Origin of the sequence: Enterococcus sp. AZ089 (genome assembly GCF_050547225.1) — a bacterium.
GTDB lineage: Bacteria > Bacillota > Bacilli > Lactobacillales > Enterococcaceae > Enterococcus_D > Enterococcus_D entomosocium.
Genome location: NZ_CP172954.1, coordinates 1,915,928 through 1,934,419 on the forward strand (window position 1 = coordinate 1,915,928; position 18,492 = coordinate 1,934,419).

An 18,492-nucleotide genomic window follows, 5' to 3' on the forward strand; every position below is an offset into this window, starting at 1 on the left:
ACAACGAATCAACAAAACGTACAACTATGAATGATTAAGGAGTGTTTTTGAATGAAACTATATTTTGCTGCTCCCCTGTTTGCTGCTAGTGACCTTCGCTACAACGCCGAACTTGTTGCGTCGATTCGTCAGCAGTATCCGCAGCTGGAGATTTATTTACCTCAAGAAAATGCCGCGATCAATGATAAGTCCGCCTACGCGGATAGCAAAATGATTGCGTTGGCAGATACCGAAAAAGTACTGGAAAGCGATTTGATGATCGCTTTGCTGGATGGTTTGACCATCGATGCTGGGGTTGCCTCTGAGATCGGTGTCGCCTATGCAAAAGGCATTCCTGTGTTAGGGCTTTATACAGATAGTCGCCAACAAGGTGCCGATAATCAGCAAAAGCTGGCAGCATTACAAACCGTTGCGGAAAATCAGTTCCACTATGTCAATCTTTATACGGTGGGTTTGATCAAGCTAAACGGTGAGATTTATTCCTCTGAAGCAGCCCTTTTAGCTGGCTTAGCAGACTATCTTTCGGAGGACAACTAAATGGGGCAAAATTATCAGCGACTGCAAAAGGTATTCACTATTTTCGGTATTCTCGTGTTTTGTTTTTCTTTGTGGGAATTTTTCCGTGGCGTCTATCCGCAAACACAAGGACTGATTTTCTTGGGTCAAGCCTTACTTGGGATTTTATTGATCTTTGTCCCAGAAATGAGTAAAAAGTTCTTAAAAATCCAGCTACCAAATGCCACCGTCTACTTTTATTGGTTTTTCTTGCTGATCTCCGTATTCATGGGGACGATCTTACATTTGATCGAAACCATTGCTTTCTGGGATAAAATTCTGCATGCGGTGAGTCCTATGGTCTTGACGGCTGTAGGCTATGGATTGATCTGTCTCTTACTAAAAGAAGTGCCCGTTTCAAAAGTTTCGCCTTGGTTATTTTTACTGATGGGCTTTGCTTTTGCTGGCTTGTGTGGTGTTTTCTGGGAGTTTTGGGAATTCATCTGCGACTCTGTTGGTGGAATGAATCTCCAACGTTATGCAACCTTAGATGGCACCCCGTTTATTGGTCGTGAAGCATTGATGGATACGATGGGTGATTTACTAACCAACACGATTGGTGCTGCTTTGATGGGCGTGATCGCGTATGTTCAAGGACGAGGCAAACCTGATTACTTTGAAAGTTATCGGATTAAAAAATTATCATAACCAACCTTTAAAAGCTTGTTGAAACCATCGTTTTTCAACAAGCTTTTTTCTTTTGTTCTTTTATTGATAAAGAAAAATTTATAAAAATACTTAAATAACACATCTTATTTTTATGGATTCGCTGTCTAACAAGGTTCGACCTTCCTTACACTTCCCTATAAAACGGTTACAACTACAAGAAAATTCCCTCGTTTAATCATTTTTATTTCCCCAAAAAACCATGGTCTGTTATAATTACATTATTCATTTGACATTGCGTCAGTAAAGGAGAGGCTTATGGTTCTAACAGTGTTTTTTATTTTATGCTGCTTGATTTTTTCATCGATCACCTATGCGTTCTCTAAAGATGCCCGAAAATTTGTCCAACCTTTATCAATCAAAATTATTTTTATCGCATCAGCTATTATTGCGGTTTGGACGATGTTCTTTTCAATGGTTGCATTTGTCGCTTGGGTCATCTAAAAAAACATTCTTGCCAGTTGCGGCGTTTTCGCTGCATTGGCAAGAATGTTTTTTTGTGATTAGAAAAGTTTGATTTGATTCAAAGGCCAAAAACGCAGCAGCACTTTCCCTTCCATTTGATCTTCTGTTACAACCCCGAAACTGCGACTGTCCCGAGAGATCAAACGATTGTCTCCCATCACAAAATAGCTGCCTTCAGGAACCGTTACCGTGAAATCATCGGTAAAGTGTTCGGCACCAGCGGCGATTTGCTGAAACATTTCGCGATAAGAATATTCGTCTTGTAATTGATCGTCCGCAAATTTCTCTTTAAAATCATCTAAATAGGGTTCTTCGTATACTTCTCCATTGATTGTTAGGACATCATCTTTCATTTCAATGGTATCACCGGGTAAACCAATCAGCCGCTTGACAGCGATTTTGCTTGGATCATCTGGTTCAACACATATCACGATGTCTTGGCGGTCATATGAAGAAATTTTTGATGCAATCAAACGCTGCTTATCGGCCAAAGTTGGATCCATAGAATGGCCACTGACTTGAACTGGCGTCAGGACAAACAAACGGATGAGAACCACGGCGACGATAAAGAAAAGCAGTAACCAATTCTCTTTTAGGATTTTTACCATAGCTGCTCTTTCGCTCCTTTACTGCATCTTTTGTCATTATCAAAGCTCGTTTCTGGCATTCTGACAAAAGATATCTTCCTCAATCTTACGTGGAATTTTTACATTGAGCAAGAGAAATCATCGATTTTTAAAAAAATATGACATTTCTAGTGGCCATAAAGAACCTTTTACGTTCGATCACGACTCAAGAAAGCAAACACATCTTTTCGACTTAGACTCCCTACGAGTTTCTGCTCTTCTTCAATCACTACCGTGTCATGAGTTGCAAATAAGGTATACAACTCATTTAAAGTAGTAGATGCAGCGATTTGAGGAGCCACTGGGTTGACTTCATCGCTGAAAAAGTTCATCCGCATCAAATCCCCTGCAGTGACCAGTTTTGCTTCGTCTTCACCGGTCTCTTCAAAAAAACTTTTCACAAAAGCAGTTTTTGGTTGCGAGACAATCACTTCCGGTGTATCACATTGGACGATCTTCCCTTGATTCATGACAGCAATGCGCGTACCTAGTTTTACCGCTTCTTTCATGTTATGCGTGACAAAAATAATCGTCGTCCCAAGCTCTTGGTGCAAATCGAGGACTAACTCCTGTAAGGAATTTCGAGAAATTGGATCAAGAGCACTAAAGGGCTCGTCCATCAGAATAATTTCTGGGTTAGCAGCTAACGCTCTTAAAATCCCGATCCGCTGCTGTTCTCCTCCTGACAACTCTTTAGGCATTCGATGGCGGTATTGCTCTGGGTCAAGTTTGACCTGTGTCAGCAAACGATCCACGGCTTCTGAGCGATCTTTTTTCGACCACCCTAACATCTCTGGGATTACTTCAATATTTTGCTTCACATCCATTGTCGGAAACAGGGCGATTTGTTGGAGAACATACCCCATTTGCCAACGCATTTTTTGGATATTGTATTCTTTGATTCGTTTTTCTTTGAAGTAAATATCGCCATCCGTTGGTTCTGACAACGCGTTGATCATCTTCAAAGTCGTCGTTTTCCCACTCCCAGAAGGACCGACCAAAACAAAGATTTCCCCTTTATTGATGCTCAGATCTAATTGATCGATCACTATTTTTTGATCAAACTTTTTACTGACGTTTTTAAATTCAATAATTGGTGTCATTCTTGTCCCTCCTTAATTAATCCTTCATCTATCAGGAAGGTACGCGCGACTTCTGCTGGATTTTTTCCTTCGACATTGACCTGATAATTCATTTCACTCATTTGTTCTTCGGTGATTTTACCTGCCAACTTTTCCAATGCACGGACGACTTCTGGATGTTCCTTGGCAAAGGCTTCTTTCATCAAAGGCGCTCCTTGATAAGGTGGAAATAGTTCTTGATCGTCTTCTAGAATAACTAAGCCATATTGACGCAATTCACTGTCCGTGGAATAGGCATCCAGTAGATTGATGTCGCCATTATTGATGGCTTGATAACGCAATGCTGGTTCCATACTTTGGACACTTGGAAAATCTAGCCCATAGAGTTCTTGGATGCCCGCATAACCGTCCGTCCGATCAATGAATTCGAGGGTAAAGCCGGCTTTGATTTGATTTTCGATTTTCTTCAAATCAGAGATCGTGGTTAGTCCATTTTCCTCAGCAAATTCTTTTTTCACAGCCAACGCATAGGTATTTTGATACGCCATCGGCTGAAGCAAGGTCATCTCAAACTGATCCTTTAACAGATTGACTGCTTCGGTATAGGTTTCGTCAGAGTCAAGTTTTTGACTAGCGGTTTTTTCCGGTACATCCACTAAACTCTCCAACACAGTTCCAGTAAATTCTGGATAAATGTCGACTTGGTCATTGTCTAAAGCACTGAATAAGAAAGAAGTTTTCCCAAAGTTAGGTTCCAATTCAACCTGTGCATCAGGATCTTCTTGCTCAATCAATTCTTTGTACATGTTGATCAAGATATCAGGTTCAGACCCTAACTTCCCAGCGATGGTAATGGTTTTCGGCGCGAAAAATCCGCTCTGTGAAAAAGAAACGCCGCCAATCAGCAAGATGATCGCTGCCAGCGTAATCAAGGTATAGCGCGGTTTCAGGTGTTGTAGATAACGGATCAACGTACTGAAAATAATAGCCAGTAAAGCAGACCCGATCGCGCCGATCAACGTTAATTCAGGGGCATTCCGATCGATCCCCAACAAAATAAAGGAACCTAGCCCACCAGCGCCAATCAGAGCGGCTAAAGTCGCTGTTCCGATGATCAAGACCAACGCCGTGCGAATCCCCGAAATAATGACAGGCAAGGCAATCGGCAATTCGACTTTGATCAATCGGCGCATCCGAGACATACCAAATGCCGCCGCAGCTTCTTCGATTGATGGATCGATCTCCGAAAGGCCAATATAGGTATTTTGAAAGATCGGCAATAACGCATAAATAACTAGTGCGATCAACGCAGGCGGCGTTCCGATCCCCACAAATGGAATCAATAAACCTAACAGTGCCAGTGATGGAATCGTTTGTAGCACACTCGTTATTTGTAGGCCGACTTCCGCTGCCCGTTTATGATTAACCAGCCAAATGGCTAACGGGACAGCAATAACGATCGCCACCAGCAGCGCAATGATTGACAATGACAAATGCTCAAAGACAGCTGTCAGCAATTCCCCTTTTCGCTCATTCAACGTTTCAAAAAAAGTATTCATCTTTTCATTCCTCTCCTACTCCATAAGAACAGTATAATCGAAGTGCGAATTTCCTCCAAACAACAAGCAAGGGGAACTTTTTTGTCTTATGTTGAGCGGCAAAAAAACGACGGCTGCCAATGAAACGGCAACCATCGTTTTGCATTTATCCATTTTTTATCTTTTTATTACTCGGTAATTGGCGTATTTTCAAAAACCAGCTGTTCGTTCAATAATTCAATCGTGACTTGGGTCTTTGGTAAGACTCTGCCAGCAACGATTTCTTTTGCCAATGGGGTTTCGACTTCTCTCGTGATAAACCGACGGAGAGGTCGCGCACCATATGCTGGCTCATAAGCATTTTCAGCGATCCAGCGTTTGGCTTCTTCAGTGATCGTCAACAGTATATCTTGGACTTCCAGTCGTTGTGACAGCTGTGCGATGATCTTGTCGACGATGCCTGTCACATCGTTTAGACTAAGCGGTGTGAACAAAATCGTGTCGTCGATCCGATTTAAGAATTCTGGTTTAAAATGCCCTCTCAAGAGATTACGGACATTTTCAGCAACGTTTTCTGGGATCGTCCCTTCTGCGGTCACGCCATCTAGCAAGACTTGAGAGCCGATATTGCTAGTCATGATCAAGACTGTATTTTTGAAATCAACGACTCGCCCTTTTGAATCTGTCAAACGGCCATCATCAAGCACTTGTAATAAGATATTGAAAACATCAGGATGGGCTTTTTCGATCTCATCCAATAAGACGATCGTGTATGGATTGCGTCGAACAGCTTCAGTTAATTGTCCACCTTCTTCAAACCCTACATAGCCTGGAGGGGCACCGACTAAGCGAGACACCGAATGTTTTTCCATGTATTCGCTCATATCGATCCGAACCATATGCTCTTCTGAATCAAAGAGATTGACCGCCAACGCTTTCGCTAATTCGGTCTTACCGACGCCGGTCGGACCTAAGAACAAGAAGGAACCTAATGGTCGATTTGGATCTTGCAGGCCAGCTCGTGAACGAATGACGGCATCACTGACGGCATCGACGGCTTCGTCTTGTCCGATCACTCGTTGATGCAAGGTCTCATTTAATTTCAACAGTTTTTCCCGTTCGCCTTCCACTAATTTCGCAACAGGAATCCCTGTCAAACGTCCAACGACTAGGGCAATCTCATTTTCGGTCACTGATTCTTGGACCATCCGAATGCCTTCATCTTGATTTTTTTCTTCCAGTTCAGCTAGTTCTTTTTCCAGTTGTGGAATCGTCCCATGACGAAGAACAGCTGCCCGTTCCAAATCATAGTTATTTTCAGCATCTTCCAACTCATGCTTGGCTTTATCGATCTCTGCCCGTTTGTTGGAAACTGCATTGACTTCTTCTTTTTCCGTTTCCCACTGCATTTTCATGGTATTGACTTCTTCACGCAATTCCGCCAATTCTTCTTGTAAAATGCCTAAGCGTTTTTTCGATGCATCATCGGATTCCTTTTTCAATGCGGCTTCTTCGATCTCAAGTTGCATCAAACGACGGGTAACTTGGTCGAGCTCAGTAGGCATCGAATTCATTTCCACCCGAATCGTGGCACTTGCTTCATCGATCAAATCGATGGCTTTGTCTGGTAAAAAGCGGTCCGTGATATAACGGTCAGATAAGGTAGCCGCTGCAACAAGCGCGTTGTCATGGATGTTGACGCCATGATGGATCTCGAACCGTTCTTTCAACCCACGTAAAATTGAGATCGTATCTTGAACGGTTGGTTCCTGTACCAGCACTTTTTGGAAACGACGTTCCAAAGCTTTATCCTTTTCCATGTATTGACGGTATTCATCAAGGGTGGTTGCGCCAATCGTATGCAATTCTCCCCGTGCCAGCATTGGTTTCAGTAAGTTTCCAGCATCCATGCTGCCTTCCGTCTTACCAGCACCTACAATATTGTGGATCTCATCAATAAAGAGAATGATGCGTCCATCGGCTTTTTTCACTTCTTGTAAGACAGCTTTCAAACGCTCTTCAAATTCACCTCTGAATTTAGCACCTGCGATCAAGGCACCCATATCCAGAGAAAAGATCGTTTTGTCTTTTAGGTTTTCTGGGACGTCTTTTCGCACGATCCGTTGTGCCAATCCTTCAACGATGGCTGTTTTACCAACTCCTGGTTCACCAATCAAAACGGGATTGTTTTTTGTCTTCCGAGAAAGGATGCGAATCACATCGCGAATTTCTTCGTCTCGTCCGATAATTGGGTCCATTTTTCCGCTGCGGACTTGTTGCACCAGGTCAACGCCGTATTTTTCTAAAGCTTTGTATTGTTCTTCTTGATTTTGTGAGGTCACACGATCCCCTCCTCTTAATGTTTCGATCGTTTGCTTGATTTCTTTCGCGCTGATTCCTTGTTTCTTTAAATACACCGTCAATGGATGATTTTTCAATTTCATCAACGCATAAAGGACGATTTCTGTGGAAAGATACTCGTCTTGAAATTCATTTTTTAATTGATCTGCCTCAGACAAAAGATGAAACAGATTTTGACTCATGGATTGACCATAACGAACATTTCCTCCTTCAACCGAAGGCAGTTCATCTAATAGTCGGTCGACTTCCTTTTCAAAAGCATCGACATCGAGACCTGTGTCCGTGTAAAAATTGCGGCCGAATTGATTGGCTTGCAATAAAATCTTCCATAAATGCGGAATATCAATTTCTTGATGGTGACGGGTCATGGCAATCTGCTGGGCTTCAGCGATAGCACTTTGTAATGTAGTCGTCATTTTTTCTGGGTTCATACTTTTCCCTCCCAAAATGGTAGTCAGAAAAAAGTACGCTGCAAGCAGTATCCTTTTTTCTACTCTTCTATTATACAACGTTGGTCAGTAATGGTCAAAAGTTTTCCCTCGAACATCAAGATTTTTTTCAGTATTCTTTCATGAAAATTGACAGATGGGAAGCAGCAATGGTATGCTAGGTCCTGATTGGTCAGGAACAATCGATTTTCCTGATCGTTTTGATCGCTTTTTGGCGATTTTTATTCAGTAAGATTATCTACTTAGCTGTAACGTCTACTGTTTACAGCTTTTTTATATGGAGGAAATGATGTTAACATTAACGAATATTAGCCAACAATTTGGCGACAAATTGCTTTACGAAGACGTTTCCGTTCAAATCAACCGTGGTGAAAAAGTCGGTTTGATTGGACGGAACGGCGCTGGCAAAAGTACTTTAATCAAAATCATTACAGGAGAAATTCTCCCCGATGATGGCTTCGTCCAATTTCCGAAAAATTTGAAAATGGGCTATTTGGATCAATACGTCAATGTTGATGAAACGCAATCGATCCGTGATTTTTTGCGCTCTGCCTTTGCAGAAGACTTCGAAAAAGAGCAACAGATTGCCGATCTTTATACTTCTTATGGCGAAAGCCTCGACGATAAGCTTTTAGAAAAAGCGGGCGAATTGCAAAATCAATTGGATCAAGGAAATTTCTACCAAATGGATACATTGATCGATGATCTAGCAGAAGGGTTAGGTATTTCGGTTCTCGGAATGGATACCCCCCTCGCTTCTTTAAGTGGTGGTCAACGCTCAAAACTGATCTTGGCAAAAATGCTGCTAGAAAAACCCGACATGCTGATTTTAGATGAACCGACCAACCACTTAGATGATGAGCACATCAAATGGCTAGTTGAGTTTTTACAGGACTTTACCGGTACCTATTTAGTCGTTTCTCATGATCGTCAATTCCTTAACGAAATCACGACCCATATCATTGATATCGAATTTGGCAAGCTTTCTAAGTATACGGGGAATTTAGACAAAGCATTAAAACTAAAAACGCTGCAAAATGAAAGCTATATGAAGCAATACGAAGCACAACAAGAGCATATCAAGAAAACCGAAAGCTATATTCGTAAATACAAAGCTGGTTCTCGTTCAACGATGGCAAAGAGTCGTGAAAAGCAGTTGGCAAAAATTGATCGTTTGACCCCACCGCAAGATGTCCCTAAACCCCATTTAGGATTTGATTTGGCACCAATCGTTACCACCTTGGCCTTGGAAACCACCAATCTAGTCATTGGATACGACCAAAAGCCCTTACTCTCCCCGATCAACCTAACGATCCGCTATGGCGAAAAAATTGCTATACGGGGATTTAATGGGATCGGTAAATCAACATTGATCAAAACGATTCTTGGTGTGATCCCAGCAATTGAAGGGGTCGTTTCTTACCCACAGCATACAAAATTCAATTACTTTTCTCAAGACCTTGACTGGGAATATCCATTGCAGACCCCTCTTCAATACCTTGAGGATCTTTTTCCGAAGGCCACCAACAAAGAATTGCGACGGCAACTTTCTCGGGCAGGTTTACCTAGCCAATTAGCCCAGGAAGAATTGAAGCTATTAAGTGGTGGTGAACAGACAAAAGTCAAACTAGCCGAAATGATGTTGATCAAAAGTAACTTCTTGATTCTTGATGAACCGACCAACCATATCGATCAAGATACGAAAAACAATTTGGAAGAAACCCTAGCGGCCTTTCCTGGAACAGTTTTGATCGTTTCCCATGAAGGCGAGTTTTATGAATCCTTTGTTGATCGGATCATTGATTTGAAAGACTAAAAAAACACGCTTATCCTCTATTCGAAGATAAGCGTGTTTTTAACTTTCCACTTTTTCTTTTCTTAATTCAGTCAACTCTTGGCTAATATCTTTGCGTTTTTCTTTCATTACATAAGCAAAACCAATTATGAAGGGCCAAATGAATGTTGCTAAACGGTACAGTAGCATGGAAGACGCAGCATCGACCGTGCCAACTAATGGACCAAAAAGCAGCATATAAATAAATTCAAATGATCCGATCCCTGCCGGTGTTGGAATCACCCCGGACAAGACGACGGCAAAACTGATGAAGGATAACGTCAACAAGAAATCGATCTCTGGATGCTGCACAACAAGAATCACATAAGGAATCACATACCAAGGCAGCATCTTCAAAAGATTCCACAAATAGATACGCAAGAAAGCGGTGCGGTCGGTAATGATCGCATTGACTGTTTCTCGTAAAGAATAAATTTGGGTGTTGCATTTGTCAACGATTCCTCTTAATGTCGCACTTTTGAACAGCTTATTGCTGACGATCACGAAAAAGACTTGAATGTTGATGCTGACCGAAAGTGCTAACAAAGCGGCAATGATCAAAAAAACGAGTACGATCCCCGCTAAAATTACCCAAATCATATTGGGTGCATTGTCATAGAATAGCGAAAATTGAATGATCAACCCAGCGATTGCATAAGTCAATATGGCGAACTTATACATCACCATGTGTAAGGTGGTGACCCCAACGCCCTGTGACAACTGCAAGCCATTTTTACGGTAAAAATTCACCTCTGAGATTAAGGTGCCTGCCCCAAACGTCACAATCCGATAAAAACCACTGTAACAGACGGTCAGAAACCCCGCCTTGGTTGTGAATTCCGGTTGGAAAGTCACGGCAATCTCTTTGACTGTTCGTCCTTCAATCACTAGGTACAATGTGCCAAGCCCCATAACCAGTAAGACGACGAGAAAGCTGGTCTCTCTTAGCCCCGCCAAAATATCCATCATCGAGTTACGGACAAAAAAATACATCACACCCAGAATCCCTACTAGTAAAAGTAAATTAAGGGCGAACTTCACTTTAGTTTTCATATTAACTCCTTGCTTGTTATACCGAATTTATGCAAAAAAGACCATCAGCAGGATAGCAAAAACGGTGCCAAAAGCAAAAAAGAGGTGAAACTTCTTCTTTCTTGTTTTGTGGCGAAATACGCGTTGCGCAATTAAACCGCCTAATCCTCCGCCAATCGCCCCCATAAAAAGGAGATTTGCTTCGGGAACCCGCCAACCTTGTTTCACTGCCTGATATTTATCATACCCCATCAGACAGAAAAGATAAAGATTGACTGCAATTAAATAAAACCACAATGGATTGTAAATCAGTGCATTCATCCATTTCCTCCATATGATTGATCGTAGGGATCATTATTTTGATTCTTGTGCTTCTTCAGGTACCAGCATCGTCAAACCATGTTTGATAACTTTCATCTCAATCGGTAGATCATCCGTTGGGTCGCCATCGGTTCGAGTATGAACCGTTTTTTCTTTGGCCTTTATTGAGACCTTTGCGGCAGTGAAATATTCAACACTTGGTACTTTGGCAATTCTACCACGAATAATTCTTGGTAAATACAAAATAAATCGTAAAATATTCAGTTTTGGCAAAAGAATGATATGAAACAATCCGTCATCAGGCTTTGCTTCTTCATCGAAGTTCTTAAACCCACCTGCTGAATTCGACATGACGATCGTCAGTAATTGAGTTTTCCCCTGCCATTTCCGTTCGTCAGCAATGACTTCTAATTTGTATTGTTTCTTTTTGATCAACAGATGAATGAACCGTTTCATAAACGCTAACGGCCCATATTGCTGTTTTTCTTCTTGGGAAGTGGCTGCGGCGGTATCTGCCAGAAGACCAATGGTCATGGTCGAGATCATGACTTGATCATTGACCGTCCCGTAGTCGATCGATCGCTCAACCCCCGTTAAGATCGTCTCGAAGGCCTCTTCGGGCTTCACCGGTATCCCCAACATTCTGGCAAAATTATTTACGGTTCCACCAGGAATGATGCCGACCTTCAACACATCTAACTTTTCTTTAAAGGTTTGCAATCCATGATGGATCGTCCCATCTCCACCAATGATCACAATCGTATCGACTGCGTGTTTTTCGGCAGCCTCTCGAACGTCTTTGGGATCGACGTCTGGATTTGAGGCCTGCAAGAACGCTTGATGCTCTTCGCCTTGTTCTTTCACATAGGCTTGGAATTTTTCTGCTGTTTCTTTTGCTTCACTTTTCCCCGCTGTATCATTGTATAAAACGAGAATTTTCATCCTATTCACATCCTAAAAAGGCCGGGTCTTACGCAAGACCTGCGTGAAGAGTTCCCAGCCCAAGAGTTTTTCATTTATTCCAACAAATCAAAAATCAACGTTTATGCTTGAGCATTCAGTTCGGCGATTTTTACAATCACATCGGTCGCTTTCATCATTGATTGTAGTGAGACGAACTCATAACGTCCGTGCATATTTTCTCCACCAGCAAAGATATTCGGTGTTGGAATCCCTAAATAGGAGATTTTCGAGCCATCGGTTCCACCACGAACAGGTTCTGTGATCGGAGTGATTCCCACTGCTTCCATCGCATCTTTTGCTAGATCAATGATACTCATATCTTTTTCGATGATTTCTTTCATGTTGTAGTATTGATCATATAGATGAACGTGTACTCTCGGTTCATCAAAGCGGGCATTCAAGCTTTCTTGAACCGCTAATAATTGTGCTTTTCTTTCTTCAAAACGGGTCCGGTCATGGTCTCGAATAATGTATGCCATTTTCGCTTCTTCTACTGAGCCGCTGAGACTCATCAAATGGAAGAACCCTTCTGTCCCTTCGGTTTTCTCAGGAACTTCATCAGCCGGTAGCGCATTTTGAAAATCGACTGCTAGTTGCAAAGCGTTGATCATGGTGTCTTTAGCAGTTCCAGGGTGGACATTTTTTCCTTGGATCGTAATTTCAGCTTGCGCCGCATTAAAGGTCTCGTATTGCAATTCTCCTACTGGACCGCCATCCATTGTATACGCAAAATCAACATTGAAATCTTCAACATCGAATTTATCTGCACCAACCCCAATTTCTTCATCAGGGCCAAATGCGACTTTGATTTCCCCATGTTTGATCGTTGGGTTTTTAAGTAAAATTTCCATGGCTGTCATGATTTCTGCAATACCTGACTTATCATCAGAACCTAATAAAGTAGTACCATCAGTAGTGATCAAGGTTTCCCCAGCATAATTTTTTAAATTCGGAAAATCTTTTGTGTTTAATGTGTATTTTCCTTCTTTATCTAATTTAATGGTTGATTCGCCATCGTAATTTTCGATGATCTGCGGATCAACATTCTCTGCATTAAAATCGGCGGTATCCATATGGGCGATAAAACCGATGGAGCGTACGTCATGATCCACGTTACTTGGTAATGTTGCGATCACAAAACCATTTGATTCATTGTAATGAACATCGCTTAATCCTAATTCTTCAAGTTCTTTTTGCAGTTCTTTGGCAAACGCGACCTGTGTTTGGGTAGAAGGTGTTGTCGTGCTTGTCGCATCAGAGCGAGTTTCTGTTTTTACATAATTCAAAAAGCGAGGCAATAAATTTTCGTACATAAAAGATTCTCCTATCTATAGTCAAATGGATTTGTTGAAGTGGTGGAAGGAACAAAGGTCACAGCCCAGTTCTCTTCTGCTTTCCACTGGTTGAATTTCTCAATAAACCGAGGAATACATTCCTTTTCGATATTGTGCCCTGGATCGATCCCAATCAACCCATTGGCTTGCATGTCATGGGCGAAATGGTAACTGATATCGCCAGTGATGTACACATCCGCTTGATGGCGTAAAGCATCCGAATAAAACGATTGGCCACTGCCGCCGCAAATGGCGATTCGCTGAATTTTTTCAGGTGCACCAGGAAAGCTGACGAGGCGTAAAGCAGTCAAACCAAAGCGCTCTTTGACACGTTCGACAAACTGATCAAGGGAAAGAGGCTCAGCGAGGTTGCCAACCCGTCCGATTCCATAGGTTTTCGGCAAATTGTCTAAGGCATACAGATCATAAGCTGGCTCTTCGTAAGGATGAGCAGCGATCATTGCCGAAAGCACCTTTTTCTCGATCGTTTCTGGAAAAATGACTTCGATCTTCGCTTCTTGCACCTGTTCTTCTTTTCCGATCTCACCAATGGCAGGATGTGCCGCTTGCTGTGGCGTAAAGCGACCGGTGCCAATCAAGGAATAGCTGGTATTTTGGTAATTGCCTTGCTGACCAGCACCTGCTTTACCTAATGCCTTTCGTAACGCTGGTGCCGATTCAACAGGGGTAAAAACAGCTAGCTTCTTCATTTTTACTTGATGGGTTTGCTTCAAATACGTGTCGGGTTCAACTTCTAATAGTTCACAAAACCAATCGTTCAAACCATCTTCAATAATATCCATATTGGTGTGGGCGGCGTAAACGGCAATATCATGCTTGACGAGATCCATTAGCATCTTTTGTTGTGGATCATCTGTCAGCAAGCGGTTCAAAGGCCGAAAGATCGGTGGGTGTTTGGCAATGATCAAGTCGATCTTTTTCTCGATGGCTTCTGCAACCACTTCTGGACGTACATCAAGAGTCATCATGACTCGCTCGAGCGGTTTGTTTAATGTGCCAACATGTAGACCAACAGGATCGCCTTCTTCTGCCAACCACAAAGGGCAGTATGCTTCAAAGCGTTTGATAAATTCTTGACCAGAAATCATGCCAACACCTCCTTGATCCATTCGATCTGATCCTTTAATTCATTGATTTTTTCAGCAGGTGGTTCTTTGGCTTTCTCTAACTCTTTAATGACGCGTTGTCGTTGCTTTAATTCATGTTGCCATTTTTTAAGGAAAACTGGATTTTTTTCTTTTAATAAAAAAGGACCAAAAAATAATTGCTGGGACGTATACGTCGTTTTTCCAGTTTCCGCAACGATAATTTCATAGTTTTTGTCGTTTTCTTCTAAAAGTACTTCATGAATGATTATAAAGTTGTTGCTAACGAGCCATTCTCGCAAAGTCCGTTCCCCAACATTCGGTTGTAAGACCAAGCGTTTGACTCCCGCTAAGCGATTTTTCCGGCTACCTTCTTCTAAAATCGAACGTATCAGTGTGCCGCCCATTCCAGCAATGACAACGGTGTCGATGTTGTCTTCAGGTTGAATCGCGTCCAGTCCATCTGCCAAGCGAACCACGATTTTATCAGCTAACCCGTTCTTACGCACTTGTTTGCTGGCAGAATCATAAGGTCCTTGAACAACTTCTCCAGCTACAGCATAAGAGATTTTGTTCTGCAGCATCAATGCTACAGGCAAGTAAGCATGGTCGGAACCGATGTCGGCGAAACGTGCTTGGTCGGGAATTTGTTCGCCCACGCAAGCCAAACGATCCGATAATGCATGTTCGTTCATATTGTCACTCCTTCTTTTGTAGTATAACACGCTTTCCATAAATAGAAAAAAATGTGCGTCTTGACTGTGGTGCCATTGCCAAGGCGCACATTGCATTAATCGTTCACTAATTCAACCTTTTGAATCGAGTTACCGGGAATTTGCGGTGGGATCGACATCGTCATGATCGGTATGCCTTGCAACGTCACCTGGACGGTAGCACCTTCCGTCAATTCCTCCAGATCTCCTGAATAAGCCTCGACTGGGACATGTAGGATGACCCCATCATTTTGAAAACTTTGGACGACTTGATCGTCATCTTCCACTGCCGCCACCTCTTTCAAAAAGAGTGAAAAGGTATCATCCGATCCTGCTATCGCATCTTCTTGGATAACACCAGTAAAAATTGCGGCTGTTTCCGTTTCTGATGTACTATTTGATACGGAACTGGTCTGCTCGCTAGTTTCAGAAGTTCCAGTCTCCCCATTTGCAGCGCTGTTTCCCTGATTGCCGCAAGCTGTTAAAAGCAGCATTGCTGCAAAGGATAATCCTATTATTACCTGTTTTGTCATCATCTTCTTCCTCCAGTAATAGTCAGTTATTGGCCATCATTTCGTCGGTTTTTACCAGTCATTTGAATTTCTTGTGTCAAATAACGGATACGTTCCATAATGCGCTTGGCTTTTAATGGTTCGGATTCACCTCGTTGCGTCACCGAAAGATGCTGTTCCAACTCATGCATAGTAAAATTCGAAGTAAAGAAGGTCGGCAGTTGTTCTTGCATGCGGTATTGCAATATGACACCGAAGACTTCGTCGCGAATCCAGCTGCTCATCGCATCAGCACCGATATCGTCCATCATTAAGATTGGGGCTTTTTTCACTGCGTTCAGCTTATCCCCCACCTGATCTTTGCCGATTGCTTGCTTCATCTCTACTGCAAATGTCGGGAAGTGAACCAATGTCGTCGTGTAGCCTGCCTCCGCTAAATCTCTGGCGATCGCGCCAAGCAGATAGGTTTTTCCGATCCCAAAACTTCCCACAAAGTAAAGTCCTTTATGAAATTCTTGCGGATTCGCTGTCAACTCACTAATAAAATCAACGGCGGCTGCGATAGCCTCCATGCGTCCAGGCGTTTGCTGATAATCTGCAAAGCTCGCTTCTTGAATATCTTTAGGCATATCCATCGCTTTGATGCGACTGCGAATTTCTTCTTGTTTTTGATATGCCAGTAGTTCTTTCGTTGGTACATAGGTGACGTCAATAAAATGAAAATTTAATGCTAAGCGCGGCTCATAGCCCGGTGCGATCATGGATGGATCATTGATGCGGAATTTCCGCTTTTCTTGGACGAACTCATACAGTTTCGCATAGCTTTTTTGAATATCTGCTTCGGTCAATACCTCTTCATTTTCGGCAATAAACGCTTTGACATCAGGATCTTGTAAAACCTCTGCCATCATTGCTGAAAACTGATCACGGTAATTGCGTTTATCCAATAGTTTTCCTAAGTTTTTCCCTACATCTTCCATTACTTGTCACCAGCTTTCTTATGCAAGTAGTTTTGCAGTTTTTTATCTAATTCTGCTTGTCGCTCTGGTGTTAAGGCTGTCTCTTCCACTGGTTTTTCAGCCCAAGAAGGCAGCTTTTCTTCGCGAATGATTTTTTTGCCACTAGTTTGTGGTCGGCTGCGTTTTTCCTTGGCACTTCGAACAAGGCTCCGAACATGTTTGATGGCATCTTCTGCCGTGCCGATTTTTAATTCTGACCATTGGGCGGCGATATTGTTCACATAATTCCCTGACAAAGCGGCATTGTTTTGGACCACCAAGACATAATGAACCAGAACATTGATCACACTATTAGGCAATGGTGACCGTTCGACAAGGCTCTTGATCAGCCATTGTTCTGAATCCGTCATGAAACTGTTTTTCTCCGCTTTGATCGCCTTTAGAAAAGCGATCGGTGCATTGTTCTCACTTTCTTGAATCAATAATACATCATTTTCTGAAAAACCATTCTGTTTTAAGGTATTGAAGCGGCGCAACTGACTTTCCGCTTGGGGATCTTCTCTTTTTGATGTTTTCGTGAATGTTTGTCGTGATTTCTTCATGATGGCTTGTTCCAGCTTTTTCTGGTCGACCTCGCCTGTTGTCAAAGAAACATTGTCCGCCATCAAATCCAACAATTCCAACACATCATAGCCATATAAGGAATAATATAGAACTAACTTTTGTCGAAAACTTGGCGTGAAATTAGCGGCACGGATATACCGACGCTGCGCTTCATATAAAAGAAAGTCCCAATCCAACTGCTTTTCGTCAAGCACCAAGTTCGCATTGGTTTCTTGAAAAGAATCACTGACTGCCTGTAACGTTTCTTCATGGGAAGCAAAACGTGCGGTATTTAACCCATAGGCGGCTGAGAAGGATTGAGTCACTTCCTGATAATCGGTCAAGGAACACTGCTTTGGCTGATACAGCTTGACCAGCTGATTAAATTTACGCTCTCCGACTCTTTCCAACAACAGATAGGCATACAATTCATCTTGAAAAAACGCTGCTGGATGGACCGGTTCTTGCAACCAATACAGATAGGAGGATCCGTTTTGCAAATCTGCTTTTTCATATGATTTCAGCAAGCCGATACCTTCTAGGTTTTGCTTGGCTTTTATGAAGCGAGGCATTCCGACATTCATGGCATTCAAGATATCTAGATGCACGGTCGTCATCGACTCCTCGCCAGAAATGCTTTGGGCTTGGACATCGCTTGCTAGTGTCAAATACAACGCTAAAGCATCACTTTCAATAATTGGTTGATACAAATAAATGAGGGCGTCTTTCCCTTCCGTTGTAAGTGGACGGCTTTTGAACACTTTGTACGATTGATTCGGTAAACTATTGCCCACTTGTTGTCCCCCTCTATTCTTGTGGTTCTTTCGCTTTTTCGACGATGTCTTGTAGTTCTTTTAAGAAAACTGACATGTCTTTAAACTGGCGGTATACACTGGCAAAACGGATATAAGCGATCTCGTCTAAATCAACTAGATCTTCCATCACATACTCACCAATTTGTGTCGTAGATATTTCATTTTCACCAAGAGCACGGACACGACTTTCCACATGATCGACGATTGTTTCCATCTGATCCATTGTCACTGGTCGTTTTTCAGCAGAACGAATCAAGCCCCGTAAAATTTTTTCTCGGTTGAATTCTTCACGGGCACCATTTTTCTTGATCACAAGCAACGGTGCCTCTTCAATACGTTCAAATGTTGTAAAGCGATAGCCGCAATTTTCGCACTCACGACGACGGCGAATCACACGTCCATCATCGGCTTGTCGACTATCAACTACCCTCGAATTGTTATGATGACATTTTGGACATTGCATAGTTCCACCTCATTTTCTCTCTTATGCGCTTACGTTTTCACGTAAAGTCATCGGTTTCTATGATTAATTATAACATGAAATCCATTGGTACAATA

The 18,492-nt window shown here is 42.4% G+C and carries 18 protein-coding genes; 4 read left to right on the top strand and 14 right to left on the bottom strand.

Features of this window, described 5'->3' with window-relative positions; all coding sequences use genetic code 11:
• The first annotated feature begins 51 nt into the window (after window positions 1–51).
• From IGJ01_RS08950 to IGJ01_RS08960, 3 genes are all read left to right on the top strand, one after another.
• Window positions 52–537, top strand: a complete 486-nt coding sequence (locus IGJ01_RS08950) for a nucleoside 2-deoxyribosyltransferase (protein ID WP_010748216.1) — start codon at window positions 52–54, stop codon at window positions 535–537.
• Entirely contained in the window at window positions 538–1,203 is a 666-nt protein-coding gene (locus IGJ01_RS08955; RefSeq protein WP_008380055.1) for a hypothetical protein, read from the top strand.
• A gap of 276 nt (window positions 1,204–1,479) precedes the next feature.
• Complete coding sequence (locus tag IGJ01_RS08960; RefSeq protein WP_005226019.1) at window positions 1,480–1,665, top strand: hypothetical protein; 186 nt, start codon at window positions 1,480–1,482, stop codon at window positions 1,663–1,665.
• Window positions 1,666–1,724: 59 nt separating this feature from the next.
• Here the strand turns inward: IGJ01_RS08960 and lepB are convergent, their stop codons facing one another.
• The 4 genes from lepB to clpB all read right to left on the bottom strand — a co-directional run bounded on the left by lepB (window position 1,725) and on the right by clpB (window position 7,724).
• Window positions 1,725–2,294 (bottom strand): signal peptidase I, encoded by a 570-nt coding sequence (gene lepB, locus IGJ01_RS08965; RefSeq protein ID WP_008380056.1) that lies wholly within the window; start codon window positions 2,292–2,294, stop codon window positions 1,725–1,727.
• Between the two features lie 167 nt (window positions 2,295–2,461).
• Window positions 2,462–3,415, bottom strand: a complete 954-nt coding sequence (locus tag IGJ01_RS08970) for an ABC transporter ATP-binding protein (protein ID WP_005235811.1) — start codon at window positions 3,413–3,415, stop codon at window positions 2,462–2,464.
• Complete coding sequence (locus tag IGJ01_RS08975) at window positions 3,412–4,953, bottom strand: ABC transporter permease/substrate-binding protein (RefSeq protein WP_061054205.1); 1,542 nt, start codon at window positions 4,951–4,953, stop codon at window positions 3,412–3,414. Before IGJ01_RS08975 ends, IGJ01_RS08970 begins: the two co-directional genes overlap by 4 nt.
• Window positions 4,954–5,120: 167 nt before the next feature.
• The gene (gene clpB, locus IGJ01_RS08980; protein WP_042890726.1) at window positions 5,121–7,724 is read right to left on the bottom strand and encodes an ATP-dependent chaperone ClpB; all 2,604 of its coding nucleotides are present in this window, start codon (window positions 7,722–7,724) and stop codon (window positions 5,121–5,123) included.
• A 307-nt stretch (window positions 7,725–8,031) separates the two neighbouring features.
• Here clpB and IGJ01_RS08985 point away from each other — a divergent pair, with 307 nt between their 5' ends.
• Window positions 8,032–9,558: an ABC-F family ATP-binding cassette domain-containing protein gene (locus tag IGJ01_RS08985; protein ID WP_042890725.1), complete on the top strand. Its 1,527-nt coding sequence runs from the start codon at window positions 8,032–8,034 to the stop codon at window positions 9,556–9,558.
• A 39-nt stretch (window positions 9,559–9,597) separates the two neighbouring features.
• Here IGJ01_RS08985 and IGJ01_RS08990 read toward each other — a convergent pair whose 3' ends face one another.
• From IGJ01_RS08990 to nrdR, 10 genes are all read right to left on the bottom strand, one after another.
• On the bottom strand, window positions 9,598–10,629 hold the full coding sequence (locus IGJ01_RS08990) for a lysylphosphatidylglycerol synthase transmembrane domain-containing protein (protein WP_016620081.1): 1,032 nt from the start codon (window positions 10,627–10,629) through the stop codon (window positions 9,598–9,600).
• Between the two features lie 27 nt (window positions 10,630–10,656).
• Window positions 10,657–10,929: a DUF1294 domain-containing protein gene (locus IGJ01_RS08995; RefSeq protein WP_005235800.1), complete on the bottom strand. Its 273-nt coding sequence runs from the start codon at window positions 10,927–10,929 to the stop codon at window positions 10,657–10,659.
• A 33-nt stretch (window positions 10,930–10,962) separates the two neighbouring features.
• Window positions 10,963–11,871 carry a diacylglycerol/lipid kinase family protein gene (locus IGJ01_RS09000; RefSeq protein ID WP_016611838.1) on the bottom strand — a complete coding sequence of 303 codons (909 nt, stop codon included), beginning with the start codon at window positions 11,869–11,871 and terminating at the stop codon, window positions 10,963–10,965.
• Between the two features lie 101 nt (window positions 11,872–11,972).
• A complete protein-coding gene (gene pepT, locus IGJ01_RS09005) occupies window positions 11,973–13,205 on the bottom strand; it encodes a peptidase T (protein ID WP_301389208.1) in 1,233 nt (410 codons plus the stop codon).
• An 11-nt stretch (window positions 13,206–13,216) separates the two neighbouring features.
• Window positions 13,217–14,335 carry a Nif3-like dinuclear metal center hexameric protein gene (locus IGJ01_RS09010; protein ID WP_301389207.1) on the bottom strand — a complete coding sequence of 373 codons (1,119 nt, stop codon included), beginning with the start codon at window positions 14,333–14,335 and terminating at the stop codon, window positions 13,217–13,219.
• Entirely contained in the window at window positions 14,332–15,027 is a 696-nt protein-coding gene (locus IGJ01_RS09015; protein ID WP_008380063.1) for a tRNA (adenine(22)-N(1))-methyltransferase, read from the bottom strand. The genes IGJ01_RS09010 and IGJ01_RS09015 overlap by 4 nt, the downstream gene beginning before the upstream one ends.
• Before the next feature lie 95 nt (window positions 15,028–15,122).
• Entirely contained in the window at window positions 15,123–15,581 is a 459-nt protein-coding gene (locus tag IGJ01_RS09020; RefSeq protein ID WP_008380064.1) for a hypothetical protein, read from the bottom strand.
• A 23-nt stretch (window positions 15,582–15,604) separates the two neighbouring features.
• On the bottom strand, window positions 15,605–16,537 hold the full coding sequence (dnaI, locus tag IGJ01_RS09025; protein WP_008380067.1) for a primosomal protein DnaI: 933 nt from the start codon (window positions 16,535–16,537) through the stop codon (window positions 15,605–15,607).
• The gene (locus IGJ01_RS09030; protein ID WP_301389206.1) at window positions 16,537–17,913 is read right to left on the bottom strand and encodes a replication initiation and membrane attachment family protein; all 1,377 of its coding nucleotides are present in this window, start codon (window positions 17,911–17,913) and stop codon (window positions 16,537–16,539) included. The genes dnaI and IGJ01_RS09030 overlap by 1 nt, the downstream gene beginning before the upstream one ends.
• A 13-nt stretch (window positions 17,914–17,926) precedes the next feature.
• A complete protein-coding gene (gene nrdR / locus IGJ01_RS09035; RefSeq protein WP_005226004.1) occupies window positions 17,927–18,397 on the bottom strand; it encodes a transcriptional regulator NrdR in 471 nt (156 codons plus the stop codon).
• Window positions 18,398–18,492: the final 95 nt, after the last annotated feature.